The organism is Actinocorallia libanotica, from assembly GCF_039525175.1.
Classification (GTDB): domain Bacteria; phylum Actinomycetota; class Actinomycetes; order Streptosporangiales; family Streptosporangiaceae; genus Actinocorallia; species Actinocorallia libanotica.
This window is the reverse complement of record NZ_BAAAHH010000043.1, coordinates 26605-44538: the sequence shown is the minus strand read 5'-3', so window position 1 is coordinate 44538 and position 17934 is coordinate 26605. Positions and strand designations below refer to the sequence as shown.

The 17934-nt window shown below is 73.3% G+C and carries 12 protein-coding genes; 4 read left to right on the top strand and 8 right to left on the bottom strand.

Going from position 1 to position 17934, the window contains the following annotated elements:
- Nucleotides 1-7 precede the first annotated feature (7 nt).
- From ABD140_RS34195 to ABD140_RS34170, 6 genes are all read right to left on the bottom strand, one after another.
- A complete protein-coding gene (locus tag ABD140_RS34195; RefSeq protein ID WP_344246057.1) occupies nucleotides 8-964 on the bottom strand; it encodes a glycosyltransferase family 2 protein in 957 nt (318 codons plus the stop codon).
- Nucleotides 961-2310, bottom strand: coding sequence for an alpha-2,8-polysialyltransferase family protein (locus tag ABD140_RS34190; protein WP_344246055.1), 1350 nt, complete (start codon nucleotides 2308-2310; stop codon nucleotides 961-963). Before ABD140_RS34190 ends, ABD140_RS34195 begins: the two co-directional genes overlap by 4 nt.
- Entirely contained in the window at nucleotides 2307-3275 is a 969-nt protein-coding gene (locus ABD140_RS34185; RefSeq protein WP_344246053.1) for a glycosyltransferase family 2 protein, read from the bottom strand. The genes ABD140_RS34190 and ABD140_RS34185 overlap by 4 nt, the downstream gene beginning before the upstream one ends.
- Nucleotides 3272-4147, bottom strand: coding sequence for an N-acetylneuraminate synthase family protein (locus tag ABD140_RS34180; protein WP_344246051.1), 876 nt, complete (start codon nucleotides 4145-4147; stop codon nucleotides 3272-3274). The genes ABD140_RS34185 and ABD140_RS34180 overlap by 4 nt, the downstream gene beginning before the upstream one ends.
- A gap of 1 nt (nucleotide 4148) precedes the next feature.
- The gene (locus ABD140_RS34175) at nucleotides 4149-5306 is read right to left on the bottom strand and encodes a cytidylyltransferase domain-containing protein (RefSeq protein WP_344246049.1); all 1158 of its coding nucleotides are present in this window, start codon (nucleotides 5304-5306) and stop codon (nucleotides 4149-4151) included.
- A gap of 80 nt (nucleotides 5307-5386) precedes the next feature.
- Entirely contained in the window at nucleotides 5387-6796 is a 1410-nt protein-coding gene (locus tag ABD140_RS34170) for a glycosyltransferase family 39 protein (RefSeq protein ID WP_344246047.1), read from the bottom strand.
- Nucleotides 6797-6923: 127 nt separating this feature from the next.
- Here ABD140_RS34170 and ABD140_RS34165 point away from each other — a divergent pair, with 127 nt between their 5' ends.
- On the top strand, nucleotides 6924-8831 hold the full coding sequence (locus ABD140_RS34165) for a glycosyltransferase family 2 protein (protein ID WP_344246045.1): 1908 nt from the start codon (nucleotides 6924-6926) through the stop codon (nucleotides 8829-8831).
- Here the strand turns inward: ABD140_RS34165 and ABD140_RS34160 are convergent.
- Nucleotides 8804-10192, bottom strand: a complete 1389-nt coding sequence (locus ABD140_RS34160) for a glycosyltransferase family 39 protein (protein WP_344246043.1) — start codon at nucleotides 10190-10192, stop codon at nucleotides 8804-8806. The genes ABD140_RS34165 and ABD140_RS34160 overlap by 28 nt on opposite strands.
- A gap of 47 nt (nucleotides 10193-10239) precedes the next feature.
- Between ABD140_RS34160 and ABD140_RS34155 the strand changes: the two genes are divergently transcribed.
- The 3 genes from ABD140_RS34155 to ABD140_RS34145 all read left to right on the top strand — a co-directional run bounded on the left by ABD140_RS34155 (nucleotide 10240) and on the right by ABD140_RS34145 (nucleotide 16652).
- Complete coding sequence (locus ABD140_RS34155; RefSeq protein ID WP_344246041.1) at nucleotides 10240-11757, top strand: hypothetical protein; 1518 nt, start codon at nucleotides 10240-10242, stop codon at nucleotides 11755-11757.
- Nucleotides 11712-13187, top strand: a complete 1476-nt coding sequence (locus ABD140_RS34150) for an MptA/MptB family glycosyltransferase (RefSeq protein ID WP_344246039.1) — start codon at nucleotides 11712-11714, stop codon at nucleotides 13185-13187. Before ABD140_RS34155 ends, ABD140_RS34150 begins: the two co-directional genes overlap by 46 nt.
- 105 nt (nucleotides 13188-13292) lie before the next feature.
- Nucleotides 13293-16652, top strand: coding sequence for a bifunctional glycosyltransferase/CDP-glycerol:glycerophosphate glycerophosphotransferase (locus ABD140_RS34145; RefSeq protein WP_344246037.1), 3360 nt, complete (start codon nucleotides 13293-13295; stop codon nucleotides 16650-16652).
- A 67-nt stretch (nucleotides 16653-16719) separates the two neighbouring features.
- On the opposite strand, the gene ABD140_RS34140 is transcribed toward ABD140_RS34145, so the two are convergent.
- Nucleotides 16720-17916: a phospholipase D-like domain-containing protein gene (locus tag ABD140_RS34140; protein WP_344246035.1), complete on the bottom strand. Its 1197-nt coding sequence runs from the start codon at nucleotides 17914-17916 to the stop codon at nucleotides 16720-16722.
- Between the last annotated feature and the right edge of the window lie 18 nt (nucleotides 17917-17934).

Below are 17934 nucleotides of genomic sequence, written 5' to 3'. Positions count from 1 at the left end.
CCGCCGCTCAGATCCGGACGCCCAGCAGCTCCTCGAACAGCTCCTGGCGGTAGACGCCCATCGCGGGCAGCACCTCGGCGCGCAGCTCCGGCGGCACCGCCAGCATCGCGGCCCGCGCGCGGTCGACCAGCTCCACCCGCAGCGGCGGGCTGAGCCGCGCCCGGCGGGTCAGGTGGTAGCCGATCACGGCGAAGTAGCCGCGGACGGCCTTGGGCGCGAACCGCTCGGCCTCCGGGTCGGCGGCCAGCTCGGCCAGCACGAGGTCGAAGGCGTCGAAGAAGTGCAGCTGCCGCTCGTCGCCGATCCGGGTCAGGGCGCCCTCGCGGTGGCGCCGGTAGAAGACGCCGCGCAGCGGGACGACCGCGTAGGAGGAGGCCTGGCGGTACAGCCGCCAGAACCACGGCCGGTCCTCGGCGGTGTGCAGCCCGGGGGCGAAGTCCAGCAGGCCGCGTTCGGCCAGCCGCCGGTCGTAGACCCCGGCCCAGCAGTAGGGGTAGTCGACCATGGAGGGCTGGCCGACCGGGAGGATGCTCGCGCGGGGGTCGAGCACCTCGCGCAGCCTGCCCTGCGGGGGGCGGCGCGGCTGCCGCCGCCGTCCGGTGACCCGGATGTGGTCGCCGATCACGAAGTCGCAGCCGAGCCCGGAGATCGCGGCGACCAGCTCGGCCAGGTAGCCGGGCCGGATCCAGTCGTCGCCGTCGAGGTAGGTCAGGTAGCGGCCGGAGGCCTGGGCCAGGCCGGTGTTGCGGGCGGCGCCGGGCCCCAGGGGCGCGGGGTGGCGGATGAGGCGCAGCCCCGGGACCCCCGCGCCGGCCACCAGTTCGGCGGTCCGGTCGCGGGAGGCGTCGTCGACCACGAGGAACTCGAAGTCGCGCCGGGTGTTGTGCAGCAGGGACCGCAGCAGGTCGGGCACGTACCGCGCCACGTCGCGGACCGGGACGACGACCGACAGCGTGGTGGTCACGGGTCGCGTTCCAGGCCCGCGGCCTCGAAGGCGCGGACGGCGATCCTGCGCCTGCGGCTGCGCGGCGGCAGCGCGGTGGCCAGCAGGGTCCGCTTGGCCGGGGACAGCCCGCCGGGCAGGCCCAGCGCCGAGAGCCTGCGCTTCTTGAAGTAGCGCATCAGCTCGCCCCTGCCGTGGGCGGCCAGGAACGCGACCGCCTCCTTGCGCCGCTCGGGCAGGGAGGCGGCGCGCATCGCGTACGCCACCGCCACGAGCAGCGCGTGGAGGTCGGCCGTCGAGGTCAGGAGCGGCTCGCCGAGCGTGCCGTCCTGCGCCAGGTGCGGCACCGTCGCGTCGATGATGGTCACCGGCACGCGGTTGCTGTTCTGATAAGGGGACAGGCGCCGCAGCAGCAGGTCGGTGCCCACCGCGGCGGCCGGGATCCCGTGGTAGCGGGAGGCGGTGACCAGCGCGGTGGAGAAGCAGCCGACGATCAGTGCTGGCCGAAGCGCCGCGCACCAGGTCTCCGCAGGTACCGCAGCGTCGAGGACCAGGAGCCGGGCGCCCAGCCGTGCCGCCTCGCGGGCCAGCCGGTCGCCCGTCCGCACCGGGCTTGAGGGGTGGGGCTTGAACAGCACTGTCGTGTGCCCTCGGGCCACGACGCCACGCAGCATCGCCACATGGAGCTCATCTTCCTCCTGCTCGCTCAGGATCTCCAGTGCCGCGAGGTACTGACCGACGAGCAGCGCCCCGCCCTCCAGCCCGTCAGCAGGGGCCACGGGCGGGTTCAGCTTGTGGAGAACGGCGGTGAAGGCGTCGTCCGGGACGAGCTCGCAGGGCACGCCGTGCTCGTTCAGCAGCAGGGGGGCGAGGCCCTCCACCAGGTCCAGGTGCAGCAGCCGGGTGATGCGGCCGCCCACCCCGTCGGGCAGCCCGTCACGGGTCGGCCCGTAGCTCATCAGGCCGTCGGAGTACACCGTGATCAGCGCCTCGGAGAAGATCGAGGTGAGCGCGCGGGCCGGGGAGGCGGCGATGGTCTCGACCGCCAGCTCCAGCGGTTCGTCGGCCAGGCCCCAGCGCTCGCGGAAGAGCCGCTCCCACAGCATGAGGTCCTCGCCGCGCGGCATCCACCCGGACGGGTGCAGCGGGCTGATCTCGGCGTTCCAGGAGCGCACCTCGTCGAACCGGCCGCCCAGGGCGGCGAAGTCGGGCGAGAGGGTGAGGTCGCGCCCCAGCTCGGGGATGGCGGTGTTGTCGCTGACCAGCAGCATGCGGCGGCGCCCGGGAGGGCCGAACCGTCCGGCGTCGATCGCGGCGGCGACGGTCATGGCGCCGAACAGCGTCGAGGCGACGAAGATCTGCGTCACGCGGTGACCCCCAGCAGTTCGGTGAAGAGCCGCTCGCGCTCCGGTCCCAGTCCGGGCATCACCTTGGCCAGGTGGTCGGCGGGGAACGCCGCGACCGTGGCCTTGGCGCGGGCCCGCAGCCTCCGCTGGAGCAGCGGGCTGAGCCGGGCGCGCTCGTTCAGGTGGAACGCGATCATCGCGCAGTAGTTGCGGATGGCCTTGGTGCGGAACCGTTCGCCCTCGGGATCGGCGGCCAGCTCGGCCAGCACGAGGTCGAAGGCGTCGAAGAAGTGCAGCTGCCGCTCGTCGCCGACCTTGGTGAGCGAGCCGGCGACCTCGCGCCGGTAGAACGGGCCCCACAGCGAGACGACCGCGTAGGACTCGGCGCGCAGGTGCAGCCGCCACGTCCACGGGCGGTCCTCGCAGGTGAGCAGCTGCTCGTCGAAGAGCAGCGTCCCCGAGGTGAACAGCTCCCGCCGGTAGGCGCCCGACCAGGCGTTCGGGTAGTCGACCATGGCCCGCCCGTGCACGGGCAGGATGCCGTCCCGCGGTTTGAGCGGGGTGCCGCGCACCCCCATGGGGGCGCGGTCGGGCACCCGGCGCCTGCCGAAGACCTTGATGTGGTCGACCTTGACGTAGTCGCAGCCGAGCCGGTCCATCGCGGAGGCGAGCTCCCCGAAGTAGCCGGGGCGGACGTAGTCGTCGCCGTCGAGGAAGGTGAGGTACCGGCCGGAGGAGGCGCGCATGCCCGCGTTCCGCGCCCCGCTGAGCCCGGCCGCCTCGGCGTGCCGGATCACCTCGACCCGCCCCAGCCTGGGCCGGAACTGCTCGATGAGCTCGGGAGTGCGGTCGGTGGACCCGTCGTCCACCAGGATGAACTCCACGTCCTCCGAGACGTTCCGGACCAGGCTCGTCAGCGTGTCGCCGGCGTACCGCTCCACGTTCCGCATGGGGACGATGACCGAGAGCGCCGTGGAAGGGCTCAAGAGGTGACCCGCCGCAGCCGCTCGCGGGGCTCGACCTCCCCCGGGAAGACGCGCTTGACGCCGTCGCCCAGTGCCGACTCGATGACCCGGATGTCGCGGACGAGGTGCTGGAGGCCGGTCGGCTCCAGCGACGCGGCGTGGTCGGATCCCCACATGGTGCGGTCCAGGGTGATGTGGCGTTCGACCGCGCACGCGCCGAGGGTGACGGCCGCGAGGCTGATCTGCAGGCCGCGCTCGTGCCCGGAGTAGCCCACGGGGACGCCGTAGCGCTCGCGCAGGGTGTCGATGGTGCGGAGGTTGGCCTCCTCGGCGGGCAGCGGGTAGGTGGAGGTGGCGTGCAGGATCACCAGCCGCCCGGTGCCGAGGATCTCGACCGCCTCGTCGATCTCCTTGAGCTCCGACATGCCGGTCGACAGGATGACCGGCTTGCCGGTGGCGGCCAGGGCGCGCAGCATCTCCCGGTCGGTGATGGAGGCCGAGGCGACCTTGTGCGTCACCACGTCGAACCGCTCCAGGAACTCCACCGACGGCACGTCCCAGGGGGAGGCGAACCACTGGATGCCGTGCTGGGCGCAGTAGCGGTCGATCTCGGCGTACTCCTCCTCGCCGAACTCGACCCGGTGCTTGTACTCCAGGTACGTCATCTCGCCCCACGGCGTGGCGCGCATCTTGCCCTGCTGCTCCACCGGGACGCAGATCTCCGGGGTGCGCTTCTGGAACTTGACGGCGTCGCATCCGGCGTTGGCGGCGACGTCGATGAGCCGGCGGGCGATCGACATGTCGCCGTTGTGGTTGATGCCGATCTCGCCGATCACGTAGACCGGCCGCCCGGCGCCGACCAGGCGGTCGCCGATCTTCACAGAAGCGGACATATCACTTACCTTCGTTCGGCAGAGCCCTGCTCTGCAGGATGAGTTCGCATGCTTCGCGGACCGCGCCCCCGCCCCCCGGACGGCCGAGCACCAGCCGCGCCGCGGCCAGGACCTCCGGATGGGCGTGCGGTACCGCGATCGGCCACCCCACCAGGGCGAGGCAGCCGAGGTCGTTGACGTCGTTGCCGATGTAGGCGGCGCGGCGCGGGTCGTACCCCTCGTCGTGCAGCCACTCGGCCAGTGCCGTCGCCTTGTCGGAGAGCCCGTGCAGGACGGACACCCCGAGCTTGCGGGCCCGTGCTGCGACCACGGGGTTGGCCTCGGTGGAGAGGATGAGGACGGGCACGCCCGCCTTCCGGAGCAGGGCGACGCCCATGCCGTCCTCCCGGGAGACCGACACCGACTCGGTGCCGTCCTGGTGCACCCGCGCTCGGTCGTCGGTGTGGACCCCGTCGAAGTCGGTGACCAGGACGTCCGCGTCCACCGGCTCCGGGCGGCCTGCCAGCGGCGCCAGGGCGCGGGCGACGGCCAGGTCCCCCGGCGTGTCGATCTCGACGGCGTGCAGGGCGGGGACGGCGCGCACGCCGATCCGGCCGAAGAACCGGTGGCCGTGCTCCACCAGCCCGTCCGTGCGCATCACGTAGAACGCGCCGGTCTCGCGGTAGTGCGGGTCCCGGTCCTGGCGGCGGGGGCGGAACGCGGCGCTGTGGCCGATGCCGGTCATGCCGTCCTCGCCGCGGCTCCACTGGAACTCGTGGGTCTCCAGCGCGGAGAACACCACGTCGGAGGCGCCGCCGAGCACCTCCCGGACGGCGGCGTCGAGGTCGGCCGGGTCGATGAACGGCGAGGTGCACTGCAGGAACACCGTCACCTCGGGCCGCTCGGGCAGCGTGCCGAGCGCGTGCAGCAGCGCGGATTCGGAGGTGGCGGTGTCCCCGCCGAGGCCGGCGGGCCGCTCCACGATCCGCGCGCCCGCCTCGCGGGCGGCCGCCGCGATCCCGTCGTCGTCGGTGGAGACCAGGACCTCCTCGACGGTCCCGGCCCGGCGCGCCGCGCGGACGGCCCGCACCACCAGGGGGACACCGCCGACCCGGGCGAGGTTCTTCCCGGGCACTCCCTTGGAGCCGCCGCGGGCGGGGATCACACAGACGACGCGCAACGCACCACCTCGTGGTCATCACCCGCCGTTGCGGGCAGAGGACTTCAGGCTAGGGACTGTGTGTGGCCCCGTGCGCACGCTCAGGTGAACGGCGGGCGGCGCTCGTATAGATGGACGGAACCGCCCTTGAACAGCCATCGGCCCGTGCGGGTCCAGGTGGCGGGGGAGGAGCGGAGTAGCGATTCCTTGAGCGCGTCGGCGTCGGCGAAGGGGTTGGCGGCGGGTTCGCGGGAGTGGTGGACGTAGAAGACCCGCCGGACGCCCGCGAGGCGGCCCGCGAACTGCTCGGAGGGCGCCTCCAGCCCGTCCAGGCCCTGGCCGGGGCGGACGGCCAGCACGTCGTCCAGGCCGGTGTAGGCGTCCGGGTACGCCGACATGGCGCGGCGGGAGCTGGTGTAGTGGAAGACGACGGCGTCCCCGGGGCGGCTCTCGGTCCGGACGATCCGCGCCAGCTCGCGCAGGTCGTCGGCGCGTTCGGAGGGCTGGCGCATCCGCTGGTGGGCGGGCAGCGCCAGCAGCGCCGCGGCGAGGAGCACCGGCAGGCCCGCCGACCACCGCAGCCGGTCCAGGCCCGCGGCGGTGAGCAGCGCCACGGCGGGAAGGCAGAACAGGACGTAGCGAAAGACGTAGAAGGGGTTCCAGAGGGAGAGCACGAGCAGCAGCAGCGGCGGGAGGACCATCCAGGGCGCGGCGGTCCGCCACAGTTCCCCGTTGCGGCCCAGGAGGACGAGCACCACGGTGAAGGCGAAGAAACCGGGCGTCCCGGCGAGGCTGTCGAGCATCTCGGTGACGGCCGCGGCGTCGGGCCGCTCGATCCAGCTCACCTGGTAGCTCTGGGGCAGGGCCACCACCGCCAGGGCCGCGCAGGGCGCCAGCGCCGCCGCGGCGGCCGCGGCCCAGCGCCGCAGCAGGGCGCGGTCGCGGCGCAGCAGCACGGTGGCCAGATGGGCGGGCACCAGCAGCAGGGCGAACAGGTGCAGCAGCCCGAGCAGCGCGAGCGCCACGCCGTACCACCGCAGGTGACACCGGTCCCGCAGCGCCCGGACCAGCAGCAGGGTGGCCAGGGCGGCGAGGCCGGCGGTCAGGGTGTACTGCCGCGCCTCCTGGGCGTAGCGGCTCAGCGCGGGGGCGAGGGCCACCAGGAGTCCGGCGAACAGCCCGGTCCGCGCGCCGCCCAGCCGCCGGCCGAGTTCGGCGGTGGCGCCCGCCGCCAGGACCGCGCCGAGCACCGAGGGCGCCCGCAGGGCCGCCTCGCCGTCGCCGAACAGGGCGACGACGCCCTTCATGAGCAGGTAGTAGAGCCCGTGCACCGCGTCGATCTCCCCCAGCACGGAGCCGAAGGAGCCGAGGTCGCGCCGGGCCATGCCCGCGGTGACCGCCTCGTCGCGCCAGAGCGCGGGCCGGTCGAGGCCGACTCCGGCGATCACCAGGGCGGACAGGGCGGAGATCACCACCGCCGGGGCCGGGGTACGGTGGCTCAGGCCCGGCATTGACGGCAAAGTGGGCACGTAGGACCCTATCGCCCGGACCCGGTGATGATCACCTTGCCGGGACCCTTCGCTAATTTCCGAGGGTGGGGCTAATGTGCTCATGCTCCCGTGTGACAGGAAGTCTCGAGTGCCCCAGCCCAAAGTCAGCGTGATCGTCCCGGTGTACAACTGCCGGTCGACCCTGAGCCGCTGCGTCGACTCGGTGTTCGGGCAGAGCCTGGCCGAGATCGAGCTCATCTGCGTGGACGACGGCTCGACCGACGGCAGCCGGAGTCTGCTCGCCTCCTACGACGACCCGCGCCTCATCGTCCGCCACCAGCCCAACTCCGGCGGCCCCGGCGCCCCCCGCAACGTCGGGCTGAAGCTGGCCTCCGGGGAGTTCGTGCAGTTCCTCGACGCCGACGACTGGCTCGACCCCCGGGCCCTGGAGCGCATGGTCGCGATGGCCGAGGAGAACGGCACCGACATCGTGATCGGCAAGTACGTCGGCGTGGGGCGCAACGTCCCCCGCAGGCTGTTCCGCCGCACCGTGGCGCGCACCACCGTGCACGACAACCCGCCGGACCTGTACGCCACCCTCGCGCCGCTCAAGCTGTTCCGGCGCGAGCTGATCAAGGACCTGCGGTTCGCCGAGGGCCTGCTCTCCCACGAGGACCAGGAGTTCACCGCCCGTGCCTACTTCCGGGCCGGCGGGGTGAGCGTCCTGGCCGACCACGACTGCTACTTCTGGGTGGAGCGCGAGGACGGCACCAGCGTCATGCAGCAGGGCGGCGCGCCCGACCTCGACTTCTTCCCGGCCATCGGCCGGGTGATGCGGGTCGTGGAGGAGCACACCGCGCCCGGCGAGGCCCGCGACCGCATGCTGCGCCGCAACTTCCGCGAGGAGATCATGCCGCGGTTCGGCGCCGCCTACCTGGCCGCCGACGCCGAGACCCGCGCGGTCACCGAGGAGGGGGCGCTCCGGCTCATCCGCGCCCACCTCACCCCGCGGATCACCGAGACGATGGCGCCCTTCTTCCGGCAGGTGGCGCACTGCCTGCAGCACGGCGAGGGCGAGCTGCTGACGGAGATCGTCCGCCACCGGGTGTCGGGCCGCACGGCGCCCCTGGTGGCCCGGGACGGCCGCGTCTACGAGGCGTCACCGGGCTTCGGCGAGCTGCCCGACCCCTGCTACGACGTCACCGCGCGGCTGCCGTTCCGGTGCGAGCTGGCGCGGGTCTCCTGGGACGGCGGCGTCCTGCGGGCCGAGCTGAAGGCCGAGCTGCCCGGCGGCGAGATCGCCGACCCGGTGCTGGTGCTGCGCCGCAGGGGCGAGGGCGGCCAGGCGGGCACCGCACCGCTGCGGCTCGGGCTCGGCGGGCTCGCCGCGGCGCTCGTAGTCGCGGCGCTCCGCCCGGCCAAGGGCCGCTGGGACCTGTCGGTGGAGGCGCGGATCGGCGAGGTGGCGATCTCCACCCGGCTGGCGGTCGGCGAGGCGGGCCTGCCCGACCCGGCCTTCCTGCCGGTGGAGGGGGGACGGCCGATGGTGCGGCTGTACGCCACCGACTTCGGGAACCTGAGCCTGGAGGCCGGCATCCCGGGCGCCGCCCCCGACCGCGCGGCCTCGGCCGCGGTGACGGGCGGGCGCCTGGTGGTCTCCGGCCGCCTCCCGCTCGGCACGGGCCTGGGCCTGCGGGTGCTGGCCCGGCTGCGCGCCGAGGAGCCGGTGGTGGCGACCGCCGACGCCGTGCTCGACGGCGCGTCCTTCACCGCGGAGCTGCCCCTGCGGAACTGGGAGACGGGCACCTGGCGGCTGGAGTACGAGATCGTCGACCGGGACGGCACGGTTCCGGGCGTGTTCACGCCCGACCGGCTCACCGGCGGGCGGGTCGGCCTGCGCCGGATCGCCAAGCCCTACCGCACCAGCAAGGGGCGGCTGGCCGTCCAGCTCGGCGCGCGGGCGCTGCATCTGGCGGTCCCGGCGCTGCTGGGCGGGCTGGCGCGCCGGGTCCTGCGGCAGAACCGGGGTCACTCCCGCGCGTACAGCGCCAGATAGCCGCCCTTGAACCGCCAGCCCCGCACCTTGCCGAACGACTCGCGCAGCACCAGGAACCGGGACTCGTCCACCGGATAGGCGGGGGAGGCGCGGTCGGGGCGCTTGCTCACCACCCAGACCCGGTCGGCGCCCGCCAGCCGCCGGGCGAAGGCGGCGGGCCCCGCCAGGTCGCCCACCAGGTCCCCGGCCTCGGCTCCGGTGCGCTCCAGCGCCAGGTCGTCCAGGCCGGTGAAGGTCTCCGGATAGGCGCCCATGATCGTCCGCTGCTCGCTGACCCGGAACAGCAGGCCGTCCCCGGGCCGGGCGTGCCGCTCGACGATCGCGCGGAGGCGGCGCAGGTCGTCCGCTCTGTTGTCCACGGCGTGCTGCTGCAGGTGCATCGGCACCGTCCCGGCGAGCAGGAGCGCGGTGCCCGCCCAGGCGCGCGCCGCCGGGAGGGCGTCCAGGCCCGCCGCCACGAGGAGGGCCGCCGCCGGAGCGGTGAACAGGACGTAGCGCGGGGTGTAGACGGGGCTGATCAGGGAGACGGCCAGCAGCACCGCCGGGGGCAGCAGCAGCCAGGGGACCGCGGCCGTCCGCAGGGCGGGCAGCCGCCGGGCGCCCAGGACGGCCAGGACGGCCAGGGGCGGCACCAGCCAAGCGTTTCCGGCGAGCAGGACCGGCCACTCCGCCACGGCCTGCGGGCCCGGCCGGGCCAGCCAGGAGAGCTGGGTGCCCCGCTGGGTCGAGGCGAGCAGGACCAGGGGCGACAGGCAGGCCAGCGCCGCCCCGGACGCCGCCGCCCAGGAGCGCAGGGCCGGCCGCGCCGGGAAGGCGTGCGCGGCGAGCAGCAGCAGGGCGAACAGGTTGAACAGCCCCAGGAGCACCACGGAGGCCGCGTAGGCCGCCCACCTCGGCCGCCCGCCCCGCTCCAGTGCCGAGACGAGCAGCAGGGTGGAGACGGCGGCGGCCGCGGTGACCAGCGCGTACGGCCGGGCGTCCTGGGCGTAGCGGGTGAGGAAGGGGGAGAAGGCGGTCAGCAGCCCCGCCGCCAGGCCCAGCCGCGCGCCGCCGTACCGGCGGCCCAGCTCGGCGGTGCACCCGGCGGTGACCGCGCCCGCCAGCACCGAGGGCAGGCGCAGCGCCGCCTCGCCGGAGCCGAGCAGCCCCGTGACGAGGTGCATCAGCAGGTAGTAGAGGCCGTGGACGGCGTCGACCTCGGGCAGGAGCCGCAGGATCTGGCCGAGGGAGCGCCGGGAGACCTCGGCGGTGACCGCCTCGTCCCGCCAGAAGGACGGCCCGGTCAGCCCCCACAGGCCCGCGGCGAGCGCGGCCAGCGCGGGGACGGCCGGTACCAGGCGGTTACGGATCACCGTGCTCACGGGGCAGGGGGATACACATCGCAGGCATGTTACTACGATGGGTGAGCATGGCCGAGGTTCGCGCACCGCGGCCGGCGCCCCCGTGGGCGCCGGTCTGCGCGCTGGTGCTCGGCTGGGCCGTCCTGGTGGTGCTGCGGCACAGCTGGGCCGGGGACATGCGGCTGCACCTGGGCACCCTGCACGGCCTGCTGCGCGACCCGTGGTCCCCGGTCGACCCGCTGGTCGGCGCGGTCGAGGGCAGCCCCTACTACTCCCCGTACATGGTGGCGCTGGCCGCCGTGGCGAAGATCGCCGGGCTGGGCCCGCGGACCGCCCTGGAACTGGCGGGCCTGGCCAACGTCGCCCTGTGGCTGTGGGCGCTGATCCGCTTCTGCCGCCTCCTGGGCGGCCCCGCGACCGGGGCGCTGGCCGTCGTCTTCTCCCTGCTGCTGTGGGGCCTGCGCCCGCACGAGTGGAGCGGCTTCTTCGGGCTGTACTCCCTGTCGTGGACGATGGCCTACCCCAGCCTCACCGCCACGGCGCTCATGCTGCTGGCCTGGCGCGCCTACCTGGAGGCCCGCTGGACGCCGCTGGCGCCGCTGCTGGCGCTGATCGTCCTCATCCACCCGTTCACCGCGCTCAACACCCTCCTGGGGCTGCTGGCCTTCGCGCTGGCCCGGCCCGCCCGGCTGCGCGCCAGGGGGCAGTACGCCGCGGGCGCCGCGGCCGTCGTCCTGGCCCTGGCCTGGCCCTGGTCGGACCTGACGGCGCTGCCCGCGGCCGCCGGCGGGCTCTCCCGCATCCACCAGGGCCTGATCCTGGACCTGGGCGGGGACTTCGGCCTCGGGCACTACGGGCTGGCGCTGACCGGCCTGCCCGCGCTGGTGACCGGCGTGGACCGCAGGCCGCTGGGCAGGGAACTGCTGCTGCTGTGCGTGCTGGCGGTCTCCGCGGTGGGCCTGGGCGCGATCACGGGATCCTACGGGTTCGCCAGGGTGCTGCCCGTCGCGCTGCTGCCGCTGCACCTGGCCCTGGCCTCCTACCTGGGCGCGCCCGGGTGGGACGCGCGCAAGGCCGTCTACGCGGGGGCGGCGGCCGTCGCCTGCGCCGTCGGCCTGTACGGCAACAGCGGCGGGCTGATCCGCGCCTGGTGGGAGCCGGTCTCCCCGCGCACGCTCCAGGCCTGGAAGGCGCGCGACCCCCGCACCGCCTACGCTCGGCTGGTCCGCAGGATCGAACCCGGCATGGTGGTGCTCGGTGACCGGACCTGGCCGGGGCGGCTGGCCAACGGAAAGGGCGCCTACAGTGTCGTCCCCGGCTGGCCCTACCCCTTCGTGGACGAGGCGGCGAGACGCCGTGACGTGCGGCGCTTCTTCGCCCGGGACGCCACGGACGCCGAGCGGGAGGCGATCATCGCCCGCTACCGGGTGGACTGCCTCATGACGACCCGGCGCAACCGCGTCGATCTCCCCGGTTTCGAGGTGCGGGCGCGCGCGGCGAAGGGCCGCCTGCTGTTGACCTGCCGTTTATTCTTACCGCGATGTCTGCGAAATCCTCGGGGGCGGGAGCCGCGGCTCTCCTGCTGATCTGCGCCTCGGTGGGTCTCGGCGCCTACGCCTGTCTGCTCGGGCCCTCCAACACGGTCCCGGAGAGCGGGGGCGGCTGGTCGCTGGAGGCCGACCCCAGTGCCCGGCTGATCGTCCTGCTGACCTTCTCCATGGTCGGGCTCGGCGCGCTGGGCGTGTGCCTGGGGCTCTTCGCGCTGCGCCGGGGCTGGCGGCCGCGGGCCCGCACCCTGCTGTGGGGCGGTCTGGCCGCCGCGCTCCTGCTGGCGCTGGTGCCCGTCGGCGGCTCCACGGACGTGCAGAGCTACGCGCTCTACGGCCGGATGGGCGCGCTGGGCCTCGACCCGTACCAGACGATCCCGCAGGCGCTCATCGACGCCAAGGACCCGGTGGGGGAGTACTCGCCGCAGGCCTGGCGCAAGACGCCCTCGGTGTACGGGCCGGTCGCCAACTGGGCCTTCGCCGCCGCGGCGGCGGTCGGCGGCGCGTCCATGTTCAAGATCGTCTTCCTGCTGAAGCTGGCGGCCGGCGCGGCCTTCGCGCTGATCGCGGCGGTGCTGCACCGGATCGCCCGCGACCCCGTGCGGGCGCACCTGCTGTGGACGTGCAACCCGCTGATGCTGTGGGCCTGCGTCGCCGGCGCGCACGCCGACGTCTACGGCGCCGCCGCCATGGTGCTGGCCTTCGCCGTCTTCCTGCGCCGCACGCCCGCCCCCGGCTGGGCCCTGGGCATGTACGCCGGAGCGCTGATCGGGATCGCCGGCGGTGTCAAGGCGCCGTTCTTCTTCGCCGGGCTCGGCCTGGCCTGGGTCGCGCGCCGCTCCCCGGCCGCCCTGGCGGGGCTGGCCGGCGGGGTGACCGCGACCGGGCTCGGCTCCTACCTGCTGGCCGGCCCCGCGGCGTTCGAGATCCTGCTGGACAAGGCGGGGGACGTGGCGCCGACCAACCCGTGGCGCTACCTCCCGCGCTGGGGCGTGGAGATGACGCACGAGCAGATGGCCACCTGGGGGTACGCCTGCGGGCTGGCCGTCCTGGCGGTCCTGCTGTGGCGGCTGTCCCCGGCGCCGGACGCCGCCGGCCGGGCGGCCCGGGTGTCCTTCGCGTGCGGCGCGGCGCTGCTGCTGCTCTCCCCGGTGCAGCACCCCTGGTACGACCCGCTGATCTTCCCGCTGCTGGCGCTGGTGCCGCCGACCCGCGTCGACGGGCTCTTCCAGACACGGCTGGCCGCGGGCACGCTCGGCTACCTGCCGGGGGTGCCGCAGTTCACCGGGAACCCCTGGCCCGACCCGATGCCGTTCGTCCGCGACCCGGTGAACAACTGGTGGGTCTCGGCGGCCCTGGGCGTCCTGGCGGTCCTCATCGTCCTGGTGCTGCTGGCGCCGTCCGGCCGCGCGGCCCCCGGACCGCAGAGGTCCGCGGCGCGCAGGGAGGAGGAGCTCCAACCGGTCTGAACCGAGGACCGCGCCCCCCGCCCCGCCCGAAGACATGTTCGGGATGACCGGAGGGATCCTGCCCTAAACTCGGGAGATCTCTCTTCGACCTTGTGAGAAGCCTCAATGATCAGTGTCGTCGTCCTCGCCCACGGGGCCGGAAATCATCTGGCCGAAAGCCTGGAGTCGTTGGCCAGGCAGACCTTTTCCGATTTCGAGGCGGTGGTCGTCGGCACCGCCGCCGGCACCGGAATCGAATTGCCCGATTCGCGCTTCCGCGCGGTCAAGGGCGAGGGGCTGAGCCGGGGTGCCGCGTACGAACTCGGCGTGGCCGAGACGCGGGGGGAGTACCTGTCCTTCGTGGAGGGCGGTGACCGGATCCCGCCCCAGGCGCTGGAACTCCTGCACGACGCGCTCGCCGGCTCGCGGTCGGACTTCGCCACCGGCAACGTGAGCGTGATCACCGAGTCGGGCGGCGCCTGGCGCGCCTACACCCACAAGGAGGCCTTCGCCAAGCGGCTGCGGCACGCCCACATCAAGCGGCATTCCTCTCTGCTCCATGACAGATATGTGACGGGGAAGTTGTTCCGCCGTTCGTTCTGGGAGTCCGCGGGTCTGGGTTTTCCCGACGGTTCCCGGTACGAGGACCTGGCCGTGGCGATTCCCGCACATTTCCTGGCCTCCTCGGTGGAGGTTCTGCCGGAGATGACGGTTTACCGCAGAAGGGAGCTCTTTCCCCCGGCGACGACGGACGCGCGGGAGATCGCCGACGGCTTCGCGGCGGTCGTGTGGATCGAGCGGATGCTGGAGGGGCACTGGCGGGCCTCGGCGCGGCGGCGGTTCCACCTCACCGTGCTGGGCCGGGAGTTCAAGGTGTTCCTGAACGCGCTGCCCGACTGCGAGCCCGCCGACCGCGAGCTGCTCATCGACCTCGCGGCCCGCTACACCGAGCGGGTCGACCCCCGGCTGTTCCAGCGGCTGTCCGCGCTCAGCCGGCTCAAGTGGCACCTGGCCTCCCGGCGGCTCACCACCGAGCTGGTCAAGGTCGTCCGCTACGAGCGGGGCAAGTCCAGCCCGTCGATCGTGCGCAGCCCCCTGCGCAGGTACGTGGTCTACCCGTACTGGAAGGACGACAAGCTCGCCGTCCCCGAGGACGTCTACCGGGCGCGGGACGAGCTGAAGCTGCGCAGCCGCGCCACCTCGGTGGAGTGGCGCGACGGGAAGCTCGTCATCTCCGGCGAGGCCTACATCAACTCCGTCGGCATGCGGCGCAGGTGGACCTCGGTCAAGGGCGTGGTGCTGCGCCAGGGCAGCCGCCGGATCGTGGTCCCCGCCCGCAAGAAGCTGGTGAAGAAGGCGTGGCGGGGGATGGAGTTCACCATCAACCCCAGGCTGCTGCGCGGCGCCCGCGGCTGGAAGGACGGCGTCTGGGAGCTGGACGCCGCGGTCTTCAACGCCGGGGTGTTCCGGCGCGGGAAGATCCAGGCGGGCACGTCGGGCTCCGGGGCGAACCCGCCCTACGCCTACGTCGAGGACGACGTCCGCATCGTCCCCGAGGTGGTGGAGAAGACACTGCGGCTGCGGGTCGAGACCGTCCGGGTGCGGGTGACGGGGCTGCGCTGGGACGGCGACGCCCTGGAGATCACCGGAAAGGTCCGTTCGGGCGTGCCCGAGCGGCTGAAGTTCGTCCGCATGGACCGCGAGGCCGCCGTCCCGGTGACGGCCACCGGCGACGGGTTCACCGCCCGGCTGCCGCTGGCCGACCTGCTGGACGTGCGGGCCGACGAGAGCCGCCTGGACGACACGGTCGTGTGGCGGGCCTTCCTCGACGAGGTGCCCATGGTGCTGGCCGAGGACGTCGAGCCGATCCGGCGGCTGCTGGGCGAGCGCGAGGCCATCGCGGGCCGCAACCCGTCGGGGTACCTGCGGCTGAGCCTGCGGACCGCGCGGTTCACCGTCCGGTCGCTGGAGCTGGACGCGGACGGGGTCCTCACGGTCGGGGGCGAGCACCCCGCGCACGGCGGCTCGGGCACGCTGGTGCTCAGCAGCCGCAACCGCAAGCTGGACTACCGCTTCGCGCTGGAGGACGGGCGCGCGCGGCTGCCGCTGGCGCGGATGCGCACCCTGGCCGGGACGCTGCCGCTGCGGCAGGGCAGGTGGGAGCTGCTGTACCAGGCGCAGGGCCGTCCGCTGGCGCTGCAGATCGCCGAGTCGGTGCGGCTGCCGGAGCCGGTCGAGGTGGCGCGGCGCCCCTATGCGCTGGAGAACCAGAACGGCAGGCTGGTCGTCGGCGTCGGCTCGGACCTGCGCCCGGAGGAGACCAGCGCCGGGTCCAAGCTGCGCCAGGAGGCGCGGCTGCGGGTGAAGGAGACGGGGCTGCGGGACGCGGTGCTGTTCTCCTGCTTCAACGGGCGCCAGTACAGCGACAGCCCCCGCGCGATCCACGAGGAGCTGGTGCGCCGGGGCAGCCCCCTGGAGCAGCTGTGGGTGGTGGGCGACGGCCAGGTGGAGCTGCCCCCCACGGTCAAGCCGGTCCGGCTGAACGGCGTCGAGTGGCACGAGGCGGTGGCCTCCTCCAGGTACATCGTCACCAACCACCGGCTGGGCGACTGGTTCCACCGCCACCCCGACCAGATCGTGCTGCAGACCTGGCACGGCACCCCGCTGAAGAAGATCGGGCGGGACGTCAAGGAGGTGCACTTCGCCTACTCGCCGGGCATGCAGAAGGCCATGGCCTCGGTGGAGAAGGAGCCGCGGCTGCCCGAGTGGACGCACCTGGTCTCGCCCAACCCCTTCAGCACCCCGATCCTGCAGCGCGCGTTCAAGTTCGAGGGCGAGCTGATCGAGGCCGGGTACCCGCGCAACGACCTGCTCCACTCGCCGGACGCCCGGCGCACCGCCGACCGGGTGCGCGCCCTGCTGGGGATCCCCGACGGCAAGAAGGTGGTGCTGTACGCGCCGACCTGGCGGGACGACCAGTTCTACGGGGTGGGCCGCTACAAGTCCGACTGGCGGATCGACCTCGACCTGTTCGAGCGGGAGCTGGGCGCCGACCACGTGCTGGTGGCGCGGCTGCACCCCAACGTCGTCGACGGGGCGCCGGACCGGCCGTTCGTGTACGACGCCTCCTCCTACCCCGACATCGGCGAGCTGTACCTGGCGGCGGACCTGCTGGTCACCGACTACAGCTCGGTGATGTTCGACTTCGCCGGGCTGCGCCGGCCGATGCTCTTCTACACCTACGACCTGGCGCACTACCGCGACAAGCTGCGCGGCTTCTACTTCGACTTCGAGCGCGAGGCGCCGGGGCCGCTGCTGGAGACCTCGGCCGAGCTGATCGCGGCGATCCGCGACGTCGACGAGGTGAGCCGCAAGTACGCGGCGGCCTACGACGTCTTCCACGAGCGGTTCTGCTCGCTGGACGACGGCGCCGCCGCGGGCAGGGTGGTCGACCGGGTCTTCGGGCCGAGGGGCTCCGGGGCCTGAGAAGACGGAGAAGGGCCGTGCCGCTGTGAGCGGCACGGCCCTTCTTTCTCTGTCGCGGAAGGGGGCGTCAGCCCTTGCAGGGCATCGGCTTGCCGAGGAACTGCGCCTTGGCGCGGCGGAAGTTGCAGCGGTAGGTGTCGTGGATCTTCCACGGGCCCATCGAGCCGACCTTCTTCAGCTGGACGATGGTCTCGTCGTCCTGGCGCAGCGAGCCCCAGGTGAGGTTGGCGCTGCCGGTCCAGGTCCACTTGCCGACGCTCTTGCCGATCCCGCCCTGGACCAGGATGTACTTGGAGTGCATCGGGTTGGGGCTGGAGTACAGGCCGAAGTCGTAGACCTTGATGCCCGCGGCGCGCAGCGCGGTGACGACGGCGGTGCGGCTGACGTCGCCGGGGTCGACGGTGACGATGACCTCGATCAGGCAGCCCTTCTTCTGCAGGGAGCTCAGGGACTTCAGCAGCCAGTCGCGCTTGTTGTTGAAGGCGCCCGTGGCGATGCGGATCTGGGTGGCGCCCTTGCGGCCCTTGTAGGTGAAGGAGCAGCGGACCTTGCGCAGCATGCTGTCGATGGGGTCGCCGCTGGCCTTGGGGAAGAACTGCACGGTGGCCTCGCGGCTGGCGACCTGGCCTCCGCGCTTCTTCCAGTAGTTCGGCATGACCTTGCGGTTCCACAGGTCGTCAAAGTACTTGCGGTAGGCGTTGTAGGTGCCGCCGGCGCCGGCGAGGACGACCGCGTCGTTCCAGTCGGTGGTGGTGCCGCCGGTGGCGTTGAGGTTCTGCGAGGTCTGGACGACCACGTTCTTGGTGCCGCGGGTGTTGCTGAACAGCACGAACTTGGTGTGGTTCAGCTTGGTCCCGATGCAGCCGCGGTTCTCCGGGCAGGTGGTGACCTTGTTGGCGCCCAGCGCCCACAGCACCCGCTCATAGGCGGTGGGCTGCCCGTTGTTGCGGTCGGTGGCGCCGGAGTCGGCGATCACCCGGACGTCGACCCCGCGCCGGTCGGCGGCGATGAGCTCGTCGGCGATGCCGTTGGCGTTGGTGAACCGGTAGACGCTCAGCCGGATGCTGGAGCCGGCCCGCGCGCCCTTCACCAGGTCGTAGATCTTGTCCTCGATCCGCTTGGCGCCCTGGGGGTCCAGCGGGTTGTTGAAGACGATCTGCGACTTGACCTTCGCCGCCGACGCGCTCTGCGGAACGGCCACCGCCAACCCCACCGCGCAGACCGCCGTCAGAAGGGTGGACCACAACCGTCTCTGTCCCAGCACCAAGGACCTCCTGGGTCA

Coding starts and splice junctions, on each gene's coding strand:
- ABD140_RS34180 (WP_344246051.1), bottom strand. CDS start 4,147: ATGTCCGCTTCTGTGAAGATCGGCGACCGCCTGGTCGGCGCCGGGCGG.
- ABD140_RS34170 (WP_344246047.1), bottom strand. CDS start 6,796: ATGCCGGGCCTGAGCCACCGTACCCCGGCCCCGGCGGTGGTGATCTCC.
- ABD140_RS34155 (WP_344246041.1), top strand. CDS start 10,240: ATGGCCGAGGTTCGCGCACCGCGGCCGGCGCCCCCGTGGGCGCCGGTC.
- ABD140_RS34150 (WP_344246039.1), top strand. CDS start 11,712: ATGTCTGCGAAATCCTCGGGGGCGGGAGCCGCGGCTCTCCTGCTGATC.
- ABD140_RS34145 (WP_344246037.1), top strand. CDS start 13,293: ATGATCAGTGTCGTCGTCCTCGCCCACGGGGCCGGAAATCATCTGGCC.